General features: G+C 69.8%; 13 protein-coding genes and 1 pseudogene. 6 read left to right on the forward strand and 8 right to left on the reverse strand.

The window, feature by feature from the left end; genetic code table 11:
- Positions 1-3,128 (forward strand): SDR family NAD(P)-dependent oxidoreductase (locus AB0395_RS25750; protein ID WP_366284736.1); only part of this gene is annotated, 3,128 nt, incomplete at its 5' end.
- 134 nt (positions 3,129-3,262) lie between these two features.
- Here the strand turns inward: AB0395_RS25750 and AB0395_RS25755 are convergent.
- Genes AB0395_RS25755 through AB0395_RS25765 form a run of 3 tightly spaced genes read right to left on the reverse strand, consistent with a single transcriptional unit; the run spans position 3,263 to position 5,632 of the window.
- Positions 3,263-3,694 carry an ester cyclase gene (locus AB0395_RS25755; RefSeq protein ID WP_366284739.1) on the reverse strand — a complete coding sequence of 144 codons (432 nt, stop codon included), beginning with the start codon at positions 3,692-3,694 and terminating at the stop codon, positions 3,263-3,265.
- A gap of 54 nt (positions 3,695-3,748) precedes the next feature.
- Entirely contained in the window at positions 3,749-4,567 is an 819-nt protein-coding gene (locus AB0395_RS25760; RefSeq protein WP_366284741.1) for an SDR family oxidoreductase, read from the reverse strand.
- 42 nt (positions 4,568-4,609) lie between these two features.
- On the reverse strand, positions 4,610-5,632 hold the full coding sequence (locus AB0395_RS25765) for a LysR family transcriptional regulator (protein WP_366284743.1): 1,023 nt from the start codon (positions 5,630-5,632) through the stop codon (positions 4,610-4,612).
- A 299-nt stretch (positions 5,633-5,931) separates the two neighbouring features.
- On the opposite strand from AB0395_RS25765, the gene AB0395_RS25770 reads away from it, so the two are divergent.
- The gene (locus tag AB0395_RS25770) at positions 5,932-6,354 is read left to right on the forward strand and encodes a hypothetical protein (protein ID WP_366284746.1); all 423 of its coding nucleotides are present in this window, start codon (positions 5,932-5,934) and stop codon (positions 6,352-6,354) included.
- A 68-nt stretch (positions 6,355-6,422) separates the two neighbouring features.
- On the opposite strand, the gene AB0395_RS25775 is transcribed toward AB0395_RS25770, so the two are convergent.
- On the reverse strand, positions 6,423-7,625 hold the full coding sequence (locus tag AB0395_RS25775; protein ID WP_366284749.1) for a cysteine desulfurase-like protein: 1,203 nt from the start codon (positions 7,623-7,625) through the stop codon (positions 6,423-6,425).
- Positions 7,626-7,959: 334 nt separating this feature from the next.
- Between AB0395_RS25775 and AB0395_RS25780 the strand changes: the two genes are divergently transcribed.
- From AB0395_RS25780 to AB0395_RS25790, 3 genes and pseudogenes are all read left to right on the forward strand, one after another.
- On the forward strand, positions 7,960-8,775 hold the full coding sequence (locus AB0395_RS25780; protein ID WP_366284751.1) for an SAM-dependent methyltransferase: 816 nt from the start codon (positions 7,960-7,962) through the stop codon (positions 8,773-8,775).
- A 348-nt stretch (positions 8,776-9,123) separates the two neighbouring features.
- Positions 9,124-9,240: pseudogene (locus tag AB0395_RS25785) on the forward strand (IS5/IS1182 family transposase); the annotation flags it as partial.
- 389 nt (positions 9,241-9,629) lie between these two features.
- Positions 9,630-10,370, forward strand: a complete 741-nt coding sequence (locus tag AB0395_RS25790; protein ID WP_366284753.1) for an SDR family oxidoreductase — start codon at positions 9,630-9,632, stop codon at positions 10,368-10,370.
- Positions 10,371-10,557: 187 nt separating this feature from the next.
- Here the strand turns inward: AB0395_RS25790 and AB0395_RS25795 are convergent, their stop codons facing one another.
- The 3 genes from AB0395_RS25795 to AB0395_RS25805 form a co-directional block, all read right to left on the reverse strand.
- Positions 10,558-10,803 carry a hypothetical protein gene (locus AB0395_RS25795; protein WP_366284756.1) on the reverse strand — a complete coding sequence of 82 codons (246 nt, stop codon included), beginning with the start codon at positions 10,801-10,803 and terminating at the stop codon, positions 10,558-10,560.
- Positions 10,803-11,183, reverse strand: a complete 381-nt coding sequence (locus tag AB0395_RS25800; RefSeq protein ID WP_366284758.1) for a hypothetical protein — start codon at positions 11,181-11,183, stop codon at positions 10,803-10,805. Before AB0395_RS25800 ends, AB0395_RS25795 begins: the two co-directional genes overlap by 1 nt.
- A gap of 259 nt (positions 11,184-11,442) precedes the next feature.
- Positions 11,443-13,146: an AMP-binding protein gene (locus tag AB0395_RS25805; protein ID WP_366284760.1), complete on the reverse strand. Its 1,704-nt coding sequence runs from the start codon at positions 13,144-13,146 to the stop codon at positions 11,443-11,445.
- A gap of 269 nt (positions 13,147-13,415) precedes the next feature.
- On the opposite strand from AB0395_RS25805, the gene AB0395_RS25810 reads away from it, so the two are divergent.
- Positions 13,416-14,093, forward strand: a complete 678-nt coding sequence (locus AB0395_RS25810; protein WP_366284763.1) for a hypothetical protein — start codon at positions 13,416-13,418, stop codon at positions 14,091-14,093.
- Between the two features lie 83 nt (positions 14,094-14,176).
- Here the strand turns inward: AB0395_RS25810 and AB0395_RS25815 are convergent, their stop codons facing one another.
- Positions 14,177-17,419: an efflux RND transporter permease subunit gene (locus AB0395_RS25815; protein WP_366284764.1), complete on the reverse strand. Its 3,243-nt coding sequence runs from the start codon at positions 17,417-17,419 to the stop codon at positions 14,177-14,179.
- Positions 17,420-17,577: the final 158 nt, after the last annotated feature.

Consider the following 17,577-nt stretch of genomic DNA (forward strand, 5'->3'; position numbering starts at 1 on the left):
TCTCCGACCACACCGGCACCCACGCCACCCCCGAACAACTCACCTCCCCCACCTACTGGACCAACCACCTCCGCCACCCCGTCCGCTTCCACGACCTCCTCCAAACAGCCACCCAAACCGGCACCACCACCTTCCTCGAACTCGGCCCCGACCCCATCCTCACCGCCTTCGCCACCGAAACCCTCCACACCACCAACACCGACACCGGCCACACCATCCACGCCATCCCAACCCTCCGCCGCAACAAACCCGAAACCACCACCGCCCTCACCGCCGCCGCCCACCTCCACACCCACGGCACCCCCATCAACTGGCCCGCCACCCTCCCCCACAACCCGCAGGTCATCGACCTACCCACCTACGCCTTCCAGAGGGAACGGCTGTGGGCGCAACCGCCGGCGGGCGGAGCGGGTGATGTGTCGGGGCTGGGACTCGGCTCGGCCGACCAGTTACGCGAGGCGGAACCGGTCGGGGAGAACGGGCTGTTCCACGTGAAGTGGTCCCCGCTCGCCCCCGGGAGCGCCGGGCGCGAGGCATGGGCGGTGCTGGGAGAGCGGTCGCTGTACGACGGGCTTCGTGAGGCCGGAGTGACCACCTCGCTGTTCGCCGACCTCGGCACCCTCGCAGACGCCGTCGACGCCGGAGAACCCGTCCCCGCCCTCGTGGTGCTCCCCGTCACCGGCCGGAGCACCCCCGTGACCGGCGCCCACCGCAACGTCGAGCATGTGCTGGCCGCCCTCCAGCACTGGCTCGGTGACGACCGCTGGCACGACACCCGCCTGCTGGTGCTGACCCGCGACGCCGTCACCACGGGCGACGAGCCCTCCGACCTGACCACCGCCCCCGTCTGGGGCCTCACCCGCTCGGCCCAGACGGAGAGCCCCGGCCGCGTCCTGCTTGCCGACCTGGACGACGCCCCGCGCTCGCTGGAGAACCTGCCCTCCGCCGTCGCCGCGGCCCTGGCCGCCGACGAACCGCAGTTCGCCCTGCGCGGGGGATCCGCGCTCGTCCCCCGCCTTGCTCCCCTCCCCGTCCCCGGCATCCTGGCAGACGGGGGTGTCCGAGCGGATGAGGAGACGAACGCCCAGGCAGAAACGGAAGCGGGCACGGTGTCGGGCGGTGGGACCGGCTCCCAGGGCGAGGCACGTCGGTGGGATCCCGACGGCACCGTTCTGATCACCGGTGAACTCGGCCCCCTGGACGCGTTCCTGGCCCGTCATCTCGTCACCGCCCACGGCGTCCGCAACCTCCTCCTCACCGGCAGACGCGGCGCGGAAACCCCGGGCGCAGACGACCTGCGCGCCGAACTCACCGCACTCGGCGCCACCGTCACCGTCACCGCGGCCGACGTCACCGACCCCGCCGCGCTGACCGCGCTGCTGGAGGCCGTTCCCGCCGACCATCCGCTCACCGCCATCGTCCACACGGCGGGTGTCACCGACGACGCTCCCCTGGCGTCCCTCACTCCCGAACGCCTCCACCCCGTCCTGGCTCAGAAAATCAACAGCGCGTGGCTCCTGCAGCACCTCACCCGCGACCACTCCCCCGCTCCCGCCATTGTCCTGTTCTCCTCCGTCTCCGGCCTCCTCGGCGGAGCCGCCCAGGCCACATACGCCGCGGCGAACACCTACCTCGACGCCCTCGCCACCCAGCACCCCAGGACCGTCTCCCTCGCCTGGGGACTCTGGGAGCAGGCGAGCGGCATCACCGCCCGGCCAACCTCGGCCGACCAGGCGCGCATCGCGCGCACCGGCCTGCGCCCGCTGCCGACGGAGCAGGCGCTGGCCCTGTTCGACGCCGCCGTCTTCGGGCGGACACCGATTTCGGTCGTGGTTCCCACCCTCCTGGCGGCCAGTGTGGACACGGCGCCCGCGCCGCTGCTGCGTGGTCTCGTCAAGGCCTCCCGGTCCGACGCCCGCACCGGTGCGGGCGTCGGACCGGCCTCGCTGGCCGGTCGGCTGGCCGGGCTCGACCGCGAGGGACGCGCGGCTGTTCTGCTGGAGCTGGTGCGCGGCGAGGTCGGAGCGGTGCTCGACCATCCGGCCCCCGACACCATTGCCGGTGACCGCGCGCTCCTCGAGCTGGGCCTGGACTCGCTGACCTCCGTCGAGCTGCGCAACCGCCTCAGCACCGCCAGCGGCCTGCGCCTGCCCGCGACCCTCACCTTCGACCACCCGACCCCCCAGGCCATAGCCGACCTCCTGGACCGGGAGATCGGGGACACGGCGCGGGAGGCGGGCGGGCGGGCTGGCCGTACCGGCGCACAGCAGACGACGGGCGGGCTGGTCACGATCTACCGGCAGATGCACGACGCGGGCAAGAACGCTGAGGCGGCGGAACTGCTGCTGGCGGCGTCGCACGTGCGCGGCCGGTTCGACGCGGCCGCGCGCGACCGGCACGCGCCGGCTCCGATCAAGCTGGCCACCGGGCCGGGCCGGGTGTCCCTGGTGTGCTTTCCCGCGCTCAGCGCGATCTCGGGGCCGCACGAGTACTCGCGGTTAGGGCAGACCTTCCGGGACGAGCGGAACGTGTACGTGGTGCCCCCTCCCGGGTTCACCGACGGGGAGGACGAGGCGCTGCCCGACTCGCTGGAGACGTTCATCCAGATGAACGTGGAAGGCCTGCGCGCCTGCGTCGGCGAGGACGAGCCATTCGTGATCGTCGGCCGCTCGATGGGCGGCTGTGTCGCGCACGCGGTCACCGTCGCGCTCGAGGACCAGGGCCTGGTGCCCGCCGGGCTCGCGCTGATCGACAGCTACCCGATCGACGCCCCGGATCAGGAGGGCCTGGAGTGGTGGCTGGGCAGCATGATCGACGGGATGCTGGAGCGAATCGACCGCTTCGACATGACGCTGCACGACAGCAAGCTGACCAGGATGGGCGCCTACAACCGGCTCTTCGTCGGGTGGCAGCCGAAGCCGGTCGAGACGCCGACCCTGCTGCTGCGCGCGGCCGAGCCGCTGCGCGGCACCGTCATCAACCCGGAGGGCCGTCTGGACTGGCGGGCGTACTGGCCGGTCACGCACGAGTCCGTCGACATCCCCGGTGACCACTTCACCATCTTGGAGGAGCATTCGGACACCACTGCCCAGGCGATCAGATCGTGGATCAGCAGGCCGGCGGTTTGACCAGACGGTCAATGGTCGTGACCGGTGCCGGGATCGGGCGCGTGAGCACGATGCTGTTCACCGAGCGCGGGTACGACGTGGCGCCCCCTCCCATCGGCGAATTCCAGGGGGCGCCGTACGCGGCCGCCCGCCGTTCAGCCGACGAGTTGCTGCACGATGCCCAGCCGGTCGGGAAGGACCTCGTACTCGATGATCTGGCCGTCGCGGAACCTGATCGTGCTGATGCTCTGGCCGACGAACCGGCGCCCGCTCGGCGGGGCACCGAACACCTCTCCGCGCTGCACCCCCTCGATCGTCCAGTAGACGACGACCCGGTCGTCCTCGGCGACCGTGTCCGTCACCGTGGCCGTCACACCCTCGACCGCGGAGCGCAGCCAGGTGATGTGCTGGACGAAGCCTGCGCGCCCGCCGCCTCCGCGCGCGGATCCCGCCGCGTCCGTGCCGTCCTCGGCGACGATCTCGTCGAGGACCTCGAGGCGTCCCTGGGAGACGACCTCCTCGTAGAAGCGCCTGGCCACGGCCCGGTTGATCTCAGCCGTGCCGCGGCTGGTCTGCGTCGTGCTCATCGACAGCTCCTTGCCCGATGGTGTGCTGGGAAGATGGTGTGCTGGGAACAGGCGTCACCGGAACGCACCCGGCAGGGGGAGCACCCCCAGACTGGCGTCGAGGCCACCGTCTGCGACCAGCGTCGTCCCGGTGATGTAGGAGGCGGCGGGCGAGGCCAGGAACCAGATGGCCTCCGCCTGCTCGCGGGGCTCCGCGAACCGCTGCAGCGGGATGCGCCGCTCGATCTCCGCCGTGAAGATCGGGGCCTGCCGCACCCCGGCGTTGATCCCGGTCCAGGTGAGCCCGGGGGCCAGAGCGTTCACCCGGATTCCCTGCGTGGCGTAGTCGATGGCGGCGGCCCGCACCAGGTTGATCAGGGCTCCCTTCGAGGCGTTGTACGCCCAATTGCCAGGGTCGGCGCGCAGCCCGGCGACCGAGGCGGTCACCACGATGGATCCGCCGCCTCCGGCGCGCAGCAGGGGGGCCGCCGCCTGGATTCCCAAGATCGGGCCGCGCAGGTTGACCGCGAGGATCCGATCGGCGGCCTCGATCGCGCCAGGTGTCTCGAAGGGACGGGTGCCGCCGATCCCGGCGTTGAGCACGACGGCGTCGAGCCTGCCGAACTCCTCGACGGCCAGCGCGACCGCGGTGTAGTTGGTCGCCTCCTCCGACACGTCACCGGCCAGAGGCACGACCCGGTCGAGCCGGGCGACCTCCTTGAGGGCGCGCTCGTCGTGGTCGACGGCGACGACGCCGACTCCCCGCTCGGCGAACAGTTCGACGGTGGCCCGGCCGATTCCCGAGGCCGCGCCCGTCACGACGACGGCCCGCGACACTCCGGTCTCGCCGGAGTGCGGGCTGTGCCGGCTGGGTTCAGGAGTGGTTGAGGTCATGTCGGGCCTTTCAGGTCCGTGGCGGAGGTGAGTCTCAGGACGTCACGCTGCTCCTTGTTCCCCTCTGTGTTCCCCTCTGCCCAGAAGGGCCAGGTCAGGGTGGGCTGCTTGCCGTCCTTCACGCGCTAGCCGTCCCTGCCGGTCTGGGTCCAGCCCGCCTCGTCCGGCGGTTTCCTCGTCGGCCGGGAGGTCGGCGAGATACGCGCGGGAGTGCGGCACCGCGGAGAAGAAGCTGCGCAGGGTGTCACCCGCGAACGCCTCGATGGCGGGGTTCAGGCCCTGTCGACTGAGCAGGCGCAGCCCCAGCGTGCCCTGCGGGGGCAGCTGGTGAAGCTCGTCCAGCCCCTGTGGGACGCCACACGCGGTCGGCAGCAAGGCGATCCCGAGCCTCGCCCTGGTCGCGGTGAGGACGCCGTCCAGGTTGGCCGACTCCGTGGTGATCCGTACGATCCAGCCGAGCCTCTCCAGGGTGCGCACGGCCTGCTGGCGCAGCCCGCACGGCTCCTGGAAGGCGACCAGCGCCAGCGGCTCGCCCGGGGCGGGCGGCCTCCAACCCGGCGCGGCCAGCCAGCGCAGCGGCAGGGAGCCGACCTCTGTCCCTCCCACGTTGGCGACCGCGCCGAGGATCAGCGCCATGTCCAGCGTCCCGCGCAGTGTCGCCTCCGCCAGGACCGTGCTGCGATCCAGCCGGAAGACCACGTCGTGCCCCGGCAGGGCGGCCATCAGCACGGTGAGCAGATCGGGCAGCACCGGGGAAGCTGTGTGCTCGATGGCTCCGACGGTCAGTGTGGGAGGCCGTTCGGCCCCGAGCCTGCACATCGCCTCGTCGTGCGCGGCGAGGAGCCGTCGCGCCTCGGCGAGCAGTGCCTCACCCGCCGCGGTGAACCTGGTCAGCCGGCCCGCTCTCTCGACCAGCGGCTGCCCGACGACGCGTTCCAGGGATCGCACGTGCTGGCTCACCGTGGGCTGGCTCGTCCGCAGCGCGGACGCCGCCCGGCCGAAGCCGCCACACTCCGCGATGGCGACGAAAGTACGTAGCTGCACAAGATCGAGCAATGCTCCCATGTGCTCATGATAACCGAAAACCCACTTTATCTACCTAGAATGTTGGTTGTAGGAAATCGAGGCTCCCGAAGGCGGGCCGGGCACTCTCTCCACCCTCACGGGCAGCGTGAACACCTCACGAGACAGACGCGCAGGACGGCACACCCCCGCGGGACCGCGGCGTGGACGGCCCGCACCAGCGCAGCAACTTGTGTACGGCGCGCAACATCAGGCGCGACCGCCCGGTGGCGACCTTGAAAGGCGAGAAACCCGTCAGCTAGGCTGACGATCACTCACACTGATGGATTGGAGCCCACCTCATGCCCTCGACCTCCCGTGGCGAGACCGCGGTCCGCGCCGCCTTCACGGTGACGGGCCTGATCACCACGCTCCCCATACTCGCCCTGGTCAACACCGCCATGCTGGAGATGAACTACGGGGTTTCCGACCCCGGCCCCATGGTCTTGGCGCTGCTGCAGCACCGCGGCGTGCTCCAGTTGCTGCTGGGCGCCGCCCTCATCTGGGCCGCCTTCTTCCCGCCCGTCCGGCTGGCCGCCGCCCCCGCCGCCATCCTCGCCAAGTCAGCCTTCCTCGGGCTCATCCTGCCCAACGCGGCGGCCCGCCCCGACCTGTCGACGCTGAGCATCGTGTTCGACCTGAGCTGCATCGTCGTGCTGGCGCTCGTCACCGTTCGCGAGGTGGTCGCGCGACGCGCCGGCGCCGTCGCCCACACGCCCGCCTGACGACGCGGAGCCATCCGCCGCGACACCTCACGGCCGTGCGACCCGCACGGGCGTGACGGGCCGTGCGTTCAGCCCGCCAGCTCGCGCACGCCTTTCAGCAGCCGGTCAACGTCCGACTCGTCGGTGTAGGGGGCGATCCCGGCGCGGACCGCGCCCGTGTCGCCGAGGCCCAGCCTGCGGGAACACTCCAGCGCGTAGAAGGTGCTCGCCGGCGCGTTGACCCCGCGCTCGGCCAGGAGGCGGTAGGTGTCGGCGGGCGCGACATCGTCGAGGGTGAACAACGTGGTCGGGGTACGGCTGCGCCCCTCCGCGCCATACGTGGTCACCCCGGCGATCTCGGCCAGGCCGGTCTCGAGCCGTTCGAGCATGGCCCGCTCGTGCCCCTCGAGCGCGGCCATCGAACGGGCGAGCCGCTCGCGCCTGCTCCCCTCACCCGGCACGAGACCGGCGAGAAAGTCGACCGCCGCCGTGGTACCCGAGAGGAGCTCGTAGGGCAGCGTGCCCAGCTCGAACCGCTCGGGCACCGCGTCGCTCGAGGGCAGCAGCTTGTCGGGATGGATGGTCTCCAGGAGGGCGGGGTCCGCGGCGAGCACACCCAGGTGTGGGCCGAGAAACTTGTACGGCGAGCAGGCATAGAAGTCGGCGCCGAGCAGCCCGACGTCGATCAGGCTGTGCGGCGTCAGGTGCACCCCGTCGATGTAGAGGAGCGCCCCGGCCGCGTGCGCCCGCTCGGCGATCGCCGGGATGTCGGGACGGGTGCCCAGCAGGTTCGAGGCGGCCGTGACGGCGACGACCCTGGTGCGTTCGGTGAGCAGGTCCGCGACCGCGGCGACATCCAGTTCGCCGCTCCGCGGGTCGAAGTCGGCGCGGCGCACCGTGACGCCGCGCGCCTGCGCGGCCTGCACCCACGGCCGGATGTTCGCATCGTGGTCCAGCGTGGTGACCACGACCTCGTCGCCGGGCTGCCATTCCTTGGCCAGCGCGCGGGCCATGTCGTAGGTCAGCTGCGTCATGCTCCGGCCGAACACCATGCCGCCCGGCGTGCCCGCGAGCAGGTCGGCCATCGCCTGGCGCGCTTCGGTCACGATCTCGTCGGCACGACGCTCGGCCGCGGTCATGACCCCCCGGTTGGCGATGGCGGAGCGCAGCGTCCCGGCCACGGCGTCGGCGACCACGTCCGGGGTCTGCGAGCCGCCCGGCCCGTCGAAGTGCGCCGCCCCCTCTTCCAGCGCGGGAAAGTGCGCCCGTACGGCCGCCACGTCGTATGCCACAAAGCCTCCCGGATCACTCCTCGGACGGCCGGTCCCTCGTGTGACCGGCCCCTCGGACAACCACTTCCCCGGGGGACCGGCTCCGACTCCTCGACCGGCGGCCCGCGGGGCAACCGCTCTCTCGGGGACCCGGCTCCGCCCGACCCGCGCCGTACGGCCGCCTGCCCGGAGACCGCCTCCCTTGAGCCCGTCCAGCGGACGGCCCCGCTCCCCCACCACCCGGATGTAACACTTTCCGCATCATCAGGAAAGAAGGTTTGCTGAGATCATGACGGGCGTGATCAACTACGGTTGTCACATCCGGCGCGCATACCGTACGAACGGAACACGCCCCATGAACTCCTCACGCGAGCCAGACCGGCTCCCCGTGGACATCGGCGCCGACCGACCACACTCGGCCCGCATCTGGAACTACTGGCTGGGCGGGAAGGACAACTATCCCGCCGACCGGGACGCCGGGGACATGGTCGAGCAGCTCATTCCCGGCATCGTCGACTCCGCCCGCGCCGACCGGGCCTTCCTCGGCCGCTGCGTCCGTCACATGGTCGCCGAGGCCGGGATTCGCCAGTTCCTCGACATCGGAACGGGCCTGCCGACCTTCGACAACACCCATGAGGTCGCGCAACGGATCGCCCCGGAGAGCCGGATCGTCTACGTCGACAACGACCCGCTGGTGCTGGCGCACGCCCGTGCCCTGCTCGTCGGCACTCCGGAGGGCGCGACCAACTACATCGACGCCGACCTGCGCGAACCCGGCGGCATCCTGGAAATCGCCGCCGAGACACTCGACTTCACCGAACCCGTGGCGCTGATGCTGCTGGGCATCCTGCACCACATCGTCGACGACGACGAGGCCGAGCAGATCATGCGCGAGTTGGTCGACGCCGTGCCCTCCGGCAGCTACCTGGCGATCGCGCACGCCACCTCCGAGGTCCACGGCGACGCCATGGACGAGGCGATGCGGCGGTTCATGGAACGAGGCGGCACCCCGATCGTGTCCCGGGGCCGCACACACATCGCCAGGTTCTTCGAGGGCCTGGATCTACTGGAACCCGGCGTGGTCTCCTGCTCGAGATGGCGTCACGAGGGCGGCCCGTGGGGCGAGCCCGCCGAGGTGTCCCAGTTCTGCGGAGTCGCCAGAAAGCCGTAAACACACGGCCGTGACAGCCAGAGCACGTTGAGTCGTTTTTAACCCGGGGTCGCAGGTTCATGGCCGCGGTACGGCGTGCGCCACCTGATCGACAAAGAAAGAAGCCCTGGTAGAAGGCTTGTCGATCAAGACCAACCCATGCGCCAGAGGCGTCGGGTGTCGTCCTGCCGTACCGCGCCGCCGTTGTCACCCCAGACCTCGTTCTACCTGTCCGGTCTCATCCGCCGCCGCCGGACGATCGCGGACATCCCGCGCCCTCTGAAGACCGCCGGTCCGGTCACGCCTGCCGACAGGGCTACGCCGGTGACGGCGAGCGCGTCCGCGTGCCGCACAAGGGACGTCCGCGTGCCGCAAAAGGGCAGAAAGAAGCCCCCCTCGGAGAAGGGCGTCGACTCCGCCCACGCCAGGCTCCGCGGCCCCGGCGAGCGAGCGAATGCACGACCGAAGGCCCGGCACATTCGGAGAGCCGTCGTGTGACCGTCTGAAACGAGGCCCGCGACCTCGTCGACGGCAGGGCACCCACAAGTCTCAGACCCGGATCAATGGCTTCTCTCAAGCCGAGAGAAATGCGTTTACATTCGGTTAACAAAGGGCTGGCAATACCACAGATCACTTCCATCTTCCCAGGTCACGAAGCCCCGACCGTTCCACGATCCCGGTAATTTCATTCGATTCGAAAACGACCCGAATCGCCGCGATGTGACATGGGTCACACGACCTTTTTTCTCCGCCGGAATCTCGATTAAGATCTGAATTAAGTGCCGACCCGGCCGATTAATCATGCGAGCTCGGTGCGCCACAATGGCGTTAAGCCGCGAAAACCACTCCCCGGCATCACGCCGAAAGGACCTGACATGCCTGAACTGACCGGAAAAGTAGCCTTGATAACCGGTGGGGGCCGGGGAATCGGCGCCGAAATCGCTCGCCGTCTGGCCTCCCACGGGGCGGACGTCGCGGTGACCTACGTCCAGGACGAGAAGCGCGCGAACGGCGTCGTCGAGGAGATCGGTTCTCTGGGGAGGCGCGGCCTGGCCATCCAGGCGGACGCCGCCGACCATGAGGCCGCGGTCGCGGCCGTGGAACGGACGGCCGCCGAATTCGGCAGGCTCGACATCCTCGTCAACAACGCCGGCATCTGGGCCGGGGGGCCCTTCCAGGACGTGTCCCTGGAAGACTTCGACCGTGTCATCGCGGTGAACGTGCGGGCGGTGTTCGTCACCACCCAGGCCGCGACCCGGCACCTGGGCGAAGGCGGACGGATCATCAATGTGGGCAGCTGTCAGGGCGAACGGGTTTCCATGGTGGGCCAGAGCGTGTACTCGCTGACCAAGGCCGCGCTGACGGGATTCACCAAGGCGGTGGCCTTCGAGCTCGGTCCCCGAGGCATCACGGTCAATCTGATCGCACCGGGCCCCATCGCAACCGAGATGATCCCCGAGGACCCCGAGCTCGTCGAGCATCTTCGGGGGATCACCGCCGTCGGCCGCTTCGGAACCACCGCGGAGATCGCCGCGGTGGTCGCCTACCTGGCAGGTCCCGAGTCCGGATTCACCACGGGCACCACGTTCACCGTCGACGGTGGCGCCAACATCTGACGGCGGGCGGCGCACGGCCGGTCTCCGCATCGGACCCTTTTCCACGCCAGGATCGTCACCGAAACGCGAAACTTCACATCAGGCCACCGACGATCCCAGCGAAACCTAAGCGTTCCGGTGGTTCCCCGGGCATCTCACCGGATTCGGCGAAGAAGTCCCGAGGTCATGACTCTCCGGAGAGGTCCATTCAAAGGCGCTCATAAACCCGGCGAACCAGCCGGGCCGCTCCGGCCGGGTCGCCGGTCGTGTGATAGCGCCATCTGTTCCGCTCCCCGATCCACCGGAACCACTCCGACCCGGCCCACACGATCAGTCCCGGCGCGAGGCTGAGCATCGGATCGCCGGACCGCGTCAGGAACACGTCGCGTTCCTCGGTCGTCATCCCGAGCGCGTGGAGTTCCCTGCGCAGATCCGCCAGCGCCCGCCCAGCCATCACTGTGACGCCTCCGCCGCATGCCTCGGTGCCGGACTCCCCGTTCCCGGCGGCCTGTCCCGCACGTTCCCGTCGAAAGGGCCGGGCTCCGTCGCGGGATGGCCGCCGTACGGCGGCACCTGTCTCGACACCTCCTCCGCGCCTCCCGGCGAGGCCTTCTTCGAGGACGCGGCACGTGCGACGAGATACTCCATGTGCCTGACCGTGCTCTCCAGTTCCTGCGGGGTCGGCGCCTCGACGTGCGGCGCGGTGGCCAGGTGAACGGCCACCGGCATCGCCCAGAAGTTCCCGGTGTGCCGGCCGTACCAGACCGTCCAGTACGGCAGCCGCCGGGCCAGCTCCCGCGCCGCCGCCACGTTGCCCGCCGTTCGTTCGTCCACTGTGCGCGCCCACCTTCGCCACCGAAACCACCGACACCGCTAGAGAGGTCGCGCGACCGGCCGCGCCGGGTGGCAGCCGGTGGCGAGGGTGAACAGGCCGAGCGTCTTCATCTGCCCCGGACCAGGCAGTATCCGCTACCGAGGTGACATACCTGTCCACTTCCGGTCACCCAACCCGCCGATTCAGAAAGAACGCGTCATCGAGTGTTCACGGAGGGCGACAGTGGCCGCGGCGCCGGAACCCGCCGGAGACGGATCCTCAGGAGCGGAGTTCGGGGAACTGGTCGTCGCGCCATTCGGAGAGGGCCTCGCCCTCTGCGGCGGCCTGCTCCTCGCGGCCTCGCAACTCGACGCGGCGGATCTTGCCGGACACCGTTTTGGGCAGTCCGGAGAACTCCAGGCGGCGCACCCGCTGGTACGGCGCGAGCCTCTCGCGGGCGTGGCGCAGGATCGCCAGCGCGGTCTCCCTGTTCGCCTCCCACCCCGCCGCCAATGTGACGTACGCCTTCGGCACGGCGAGGCGGAGCTCGTCGGGCGCGGGCACAACGGCGGCCTCGGCCACGGCGGGATGCTCGATGAGCACGCTCTCCAGCTCGAAGGGGGAGATCTTGTAGTCGGAGGCCTTGAACACGTCGTCGGTGCGGCCGACGTAGAAGATGTAGCCGTCGGCGTCTCGGACGGCCACGTCACCGGTGTGATAGTAGCCACCGGCCATGGCCTCGGCGTTGCGCCGCTCATCGCCCTGGTAGCCGGTCATCAGCGAGACCGGCCGGGCGCTCAGGTCGACGCAGATCTCCCCCTCCTCGGCTTGTTCACCGGTGACGGGGTCGACCAGCACGACCGGCACCCCGGGCATGGGCAGGCCCATCGACCCCGGCTTGACCGGCATCCCCGGCACGTTGCCGACCGACAGCGTGATCTCGGTCTGGCCGAAGCCATCGCGGATCGTCAGCCCCCACTGGTCGCGGACCTGTTCGATCACCTCCGGGTTGAGCGGCTCCCCCGCGGAGACCACCTCTCTCAACCCTCCCGGTCCACCCGACAAATCCGCCTTTATCATCATCCGCCAGACCGTGGGCGGCGCACAGAACGTCGTCACCCCCGCCCTGCGGACCTGCTCAAGCAGGGCACCGGCGTCGAACCTGCCGTAGTTGTAGACGAAGATCGTCGCCTCAGCGATCCAGGGCGCGAAGAAACAACTCCAGGCGTGCTTGGCCCACCCCGGGGAGCTGATGTTCAGGTGCACGTCCCCTGGCCGCACCCCGATCCAGTAGGCCGTCGACAGGTGACCGACCGGGTAGGACACCTGGGTGTGCTCGACCAGCTTGGGCCTGCTCGTGGTCCCCGAGGTGAAGTACAGCAGCAGCGGGTCGTCGGGCGCGGTGCCCGGATGTGCCGCGGGAGGCGCGTCGAGGGCGTAGGCCTCGCGGTAGGGGACCCAGCCCGCGGGGGCGCCGTCCACGCAGATCCGGGTGTAGTCCCCCGGCACGTCCTCGAACTTGGCGGTGTCGGCGGCGTTGGCGATCACGAATCGGGCGCCGCCCCTGTCGATGCGGTCCGGCAGGTCGGCGGCCCCCAAAGCGGTGGTCGCGGGCAGGATCACCGCGCCCAGCTTCATCACGCCCAGCATCGCCTCCCACAGCTCGACCTGGTTGTCGAGCATGAGCATCACCCGGTCGCCCCGCGAGACCCCCAACGCCGCGAGAAAGGCCGCGACCTGGTCCGATCGCCGGGCCATCTCGTCGAAGGTGTGACGGACCTCGGAGCCGTCCTCCTCGACGACCCACAGCGCCGTACGGTCGTTGCCACGCGCGATGGCGTCGAACCAGTCGACCGCCCAGTTGAAGGGACCGTCGAACCGCGGCCAGGCGAACCGCCGAACCGCCTCCGCGTAGTCCCCGCCCAGCCCCAGCAGCAGATCACGTGCCTTGAGGTAGATCTCCGTGTTATCGCTGATCCCCATCGCACGACTCCTCTCAACGGCGCCGCAGACCACGGCGGCGCCACAGGCTCAGGCATCCCGTAACAGGGATGTCTCCGACCTCGGCCGTCCCGAACCGGTCTCCGGCCGGTTACCCGGATCACGTGCCCCGCACCGGCCGCGAGGGCCGGGACGAGGCCCTGACGCGCAAGCCCTCCTTACGGGCTTTCACGTCCGGGTGAACCGGCCGGGCCGCTTCGACGTCCTTGTGCGGGAGGCTACAACGGGCTCCCGCGTGAGAAGGAGTGGCGATGCGTGGATCGAAGGCCGCCGCCGTACTGGCTGCCGCGGGTGCGCTGGTGTTTTCCGCACCGGCGCAGGCACAGGCGCGGGTGGAGGCCGGCACGGCGGTGAAGCCGGCCGGCACGGTGCGCGAGGGAGCGCGGGGCGCCGTGGCGCAGCCGTCCAGCGTGGCGAACACGCTGTTCAAGGCCTGGCTGAGGGCCGATCGTGACGCGGCGTCCGCCGTCGCCACGCCCGCCGCGGTGAACACGCTGTTCGGATACCCCTACCGGGCGCCGGACCGGTTCGACGGCTGTACCGGCAACGCGTGCCGGTTCGTCCACACCAGTGTCCGCGTGCCGGGCGGCCTCAACGGGATCCTGATGATCGTTTCGGGACCGAAGGTGACCAAGGTCTACGAGTCACGGCATGTCACGGTCGCCGACAAGGCCGCGAAGTACCTCTTCGGCGCCTGGAAGGCGGGCGACAGGAACCGCGGCCTGGAGATCGCGTCCGCCAAGGCGGTGGGAACGCTGTTCCGGACCAGGTACGGCGGCGTCGGCTACACCTTCCAGGGATGCGAGCCCGAGCGCGGCGGCAAGCGGTGCGCCTACTCCTACGAGGGCGGCGCCATGTTCATGCACACGCGCAGGGTGTCGGCGGGGGCGGGCTACTGGGTCGAGTCGATCGACTACATCGCGGACTGACAGCGGACTGACAGCGGACTGACAAGGGTGCGGGAACGGCCGTACGCGCCGTCCCCGCACCAGGCCGGTGCTCGCCGCCCCTTTCAGGTCGCGATTCCCTGCTTTCCGTTGGGCTTTCCGTTGGGCTTTCCGTTGGCCTTCGCCGCGGGCTCGGGACCGGGCTCGGGATCAGACCGGGGAGCGGGCTTGGGCCTGGGCCCGCGGCGGAAGCGCTCCTTCGTGCGCTCGAAGACGGTGTACAGCGTCGGCACGAGCACCAGGGTGAGCAGCGTGGACGAGACGAGTCCGCCGATCACCACGATGGCCAGCGCCTGGGAGATGAACCCGCCGGAGCCCGTCAGGCCGACGGCCATCGGGACGAGCGCGCAGACCGTGGCCAGGGCCGTCATCAGGATGGGCCGCAGCCGCCTGCGGCCGCCCTCGAGTACGGCCTCGACGACACCGAGCCCCTGAGCCCGGTACTGGTTGATCAGGTCGATCAGGACGATCGCGTTGGTGACCACGATGCCGATCAGCATCAGCATGCCGATCAGCGCCGAGACGCCCAGCGGGGTGTCGGTCACCCGCAGCGCCACGATGGCCCCGGTCGCGGCGAACGGGATGGAGACCAGCAGGATGATCGGCTGCACGACACTCCTGAACGTCGCGACCATGACCATGAAGACGATCGCGATCGCGGCGATCATGGCCACCCCGAGCTGGTTGAACGCATCCTGCTGGTCGGCGCTGGCGCCGCCGATGCTGTAGGTCACCCCGGAGGGAAGGGACAGGCTCTTCAGCTTCCTGGTCAGCCCCGCGGTGATGTTGCCCAGGTTGCCGCTGTCCGCGGTGCCCGTGACGACCGCGGTGCGGTCGCCGTCGGTCCGGGTGATCTCCTGGGGGCCGTCCACCTTCTTCACTGAGGCGACCTCTGACAGCTTCACCTCGGAGCCGGTCGATGTCGGCAGCTCCAGGTCCTTGATGGCGCCGATGTCGTCGGGAGAGGCGTCCCCCCTGAGCAGGATGTCGCTGGCCCTGCCGTCGACGTTCATCTCACCGATCGGCCTGCCCTGCAACTGCTGGGCGACCACCTGGCCGATCTGCGCCTCGCTGAGTCCGTGCTTGGCCGCGTCCTCCCGGTTGACCGACACCTGGACGCGGGGCGCGCTGTCGGCCAGGTTGGAGCTGACGTCCCGCACACCGGTGACCGAGCCCATCGCGGTCGCGACGGCCTCGCCGCCGGTCTTCAGATCGTCGGCGTCCGTGCCGTACACGATGACCTTGAGCTGGTCGGAGGGGGTGACGCCGCCGCCCTGCGGGCCGCCGACCGTGATATCCCCGATGCCGGGCAGGGATGCCAGTCTGTCGCGCAGGGTCTGCTCCAGCGTGGGGGTCGCGCGGTAGTCCTTGACGGTCAGCGAGTACGACGCGGTGCTCGTGCCGTTGCCCCCCAGGCTGCGCAGACCGCCCGAGCCGACGTTGACCTGGTAGGACCTGACCCCCTCCACCGAGCCGAGCACCTGCTCGACCTTCTTCGCCGCGGCGTCCGTCGTGGTCAGGTCGGTGCCGGGCGCCATCCGCTGCGTGATCGTGATGGTGTCCCTGCCGGTCGAGTTGAGGAGGTTGGTCCTCAGGCCGGGCAGCAGGGTCCCCGAGCCCGCGAGGATGGCGATCCCGAGCACCAGGGTGACGAAGCGGAACCGGGTGGCGAAGCGCAGCACCGGCAGATACATCCGCTGCAGCGGGCTGCGCAGCTCACGGTCCCGTACGGCCTGCGCCTCCTGGAGCGAGAGCGGACGCGACTTGAGGAACCAATAGGCCAGCACGGGGATCACGGTGAGCGAGACCAGCAGTGAGGCGACGAGCGCCACCGAGACGGTGACCGCGAACGAGGCGAACAACTCTCCCACCAGGCCGCTGACGAACGCGATCGGCAGGAACACCACGACCGTGGTCACCGTCGACGCGGTGACCGCGCTGGCCACCTCGCGCACCGCGGCCAGGATGGCGTCGCGTTTCGGCTCGCCGTACCCGAGGTGGCGTTTGATGTTCTCCAGCACCACGATCGAGTCGTCGACGACCCGGCCGACCGCGATGGTGAGCGCGCCGAGAGTCAGCAGGTTGAGCGAGTAGTTGAAGCCGGAGAGCGCGATGAGTGCGATGACCAGTGACAGCGGGATCGACAGCGCGGTCACGAGGGTCGAGCGCAGCGACAACAGGAAGACCAGGATGACGAGGACCGCGAACGCGAGGCCGAGCAGTCCCTCCGTCGTGAGGTCCTCGATCGAGCGCTCGACGTACGGCGCCTGGTCGTAGACCACGTTGATCTCCGAGCCCTTGCCGAGCCGCGCGGCCCAGTCGGAGATCTTGCCTCGGACCTCGTGGGAGATGGCGACGACGTTGCCGTCGTCACCCATCTTGATCGAGACACCCAGGCTGGGCCTGCCGTTCGTCCTGGTCAGCGTGGTGGCTTCGGCGTCCTTCACCGTGACGTCGGCGACGTCGTCGAGCTTGACGGCCTCGAGCTTGGGCTGCGGCGGCTTCGGCGCGGGGCGCGCTCCCTGACGGCCCGCGCCGGCCGCCGGGGCGACCGGAGCCGGCGGGACCGTCCGGGTGAGGTAGAGGTTTCGCAGGTCCTTGGCCGTCCCGATCCGGTTGCCGATCTGCACGGTCATGGCCGTGCCCTTCTCGGTGAGCGTCCCCGCGGGGAGCGACAGGCCGTTGGCCTCGAGCAGCGCCGGGATCGCGGTGACCGGGATCCCCTTCTTCTTGAGCTCGTCGTCGTCCGGCGTGATCTCCACGACCTTCCCCCGGGAGCCGGTGACGGTCGCCTCTCGCACCCCGTCGAACCCCTGGATCTCGGGGACCACGATCTTTTCCAGCTTGTCGAACATCTCACGCTGGTCGCCGCCGTCCCCCACGGCGAGGACAAGCGCCGGGAAGTCGTCGGTGCTGCCCGCCCGCACCTGCGGATTGACGCCGTCGGGCAGCGTGGCGTCCAGACGGCCGACCGCCTCCTCGATCTCACGGACCGAGGCGTCGATGTCGGTGCCGTAGTCGAAGGCGACCTGGACCCGGGCGAACCCGTCGGTCGAGGTCGAGGTCGTCTCGGTGATGCCCTGGATGCCCCTGAGGCTGTCCTCGATCGGCTCGGTCACCTCCTCCTCGACGATCTCCGGGGAGGCACCCGCGTAGGCCGCGCCGATCGTGGCGTTGGGAAACTCCAGCGACGGCAGCAACTGCTGCTTCAACGAGGGGATCGTGTACGCCCCGAAAGCGCTGATCACCAGCGCGATCATAATCACGAGGCTGCGGTTGGCGAGGCTCAACCTGGCCAGTGCGGTCATTATGGATTGCGCTCCTCACATCAATGATGTCCGTTACGGCGACACGTCACCTGTCCTAAATTAACAGCTTTCGTGATAGACAGTCAGGAATTCAGAAAAGGAAGACGACATAAGCCGTCATTCCCCTCTTTGGCACCTACCTTCACCATTCATCCATC

The organism is Streptosporangium sp. NPDC051023, from assembly GCF_040689595.1.
GTDB lineage: Bacteria > Actinomycetota > Actinomycetes > Streptosporangiales > Streptosporangiaceae > Streptosporangium.

Coding starts and splice junctions, on each gene's coding strand:
- AB0395_RS25780 (WP_366284751.1), top strand. CDS start 7,960: ATGAACTCCTCACGCGAGCCAGACCGGCTCCCCGTGGACATCGGCGCC.
- AB0395_RS25755 (WP_366284739.1), bottom strand. CDS start 3,694: ATGAGCACGACGCAGACCAGCCGCGGCACGGCTGAGATCAACCGGGCC.
- AB0395_RS25810 (WP_366284763.1), top strand. CDS start 13,416: ATGCGTGGATCGAAGGCCGCCGCCGTACTGGCTGCCGCGGGTGCGCTG.
- AB0395_RS25765 (WP_366284743.1), bottom strand. CDS start 5,632: ATGGGAGCATTGCTCGATCTTGTGCAGCTACGTACTTTCGTCGCCATC.
- AB0395_RS25805 (WP_366284760.1), bottom strand. CDS start 13,146: ATGGGGATCAGCGATAACACGGAGATCTACCTCAAGGCACGTGATCTG.
- AB0395_RS25790 (WP_366284753.1), top strand. CDS start 9,630: ATGCCTGAACTGACCGGAAAAGTAGCCTTGATAACCGGTGGGGGCCGG.
- AB0395_RS25815 (WP_366284764.1), bottom strand. CDS start 17,419: ATGACCGCACTGGCCAGGTTGAGCCTCGCCAACCGCAGCCTCGTGATT.
- AB0395_RS25795 (WP_366284756.1), bottom strand. CDS start 10,803: ATGGCTGGGCGGGCGCTGGCGGATCTGCGCAGGGAACTCCACGCGCTC.
- AB0395_RS25770 (WP_366284746.1), top strand. CDS start 5,932: ATGCCCTCGACCTCCCGTGGCGAGACCGCGGTCCGCGCCGCCTTCACG.
- AB0395_RS25760 (WP_366284741.1), bottom strand. CDS start 4,567: ATGACCTCAACCACTCCTGAACCCAGCCGGCACAGCCCGCACTCCGGC.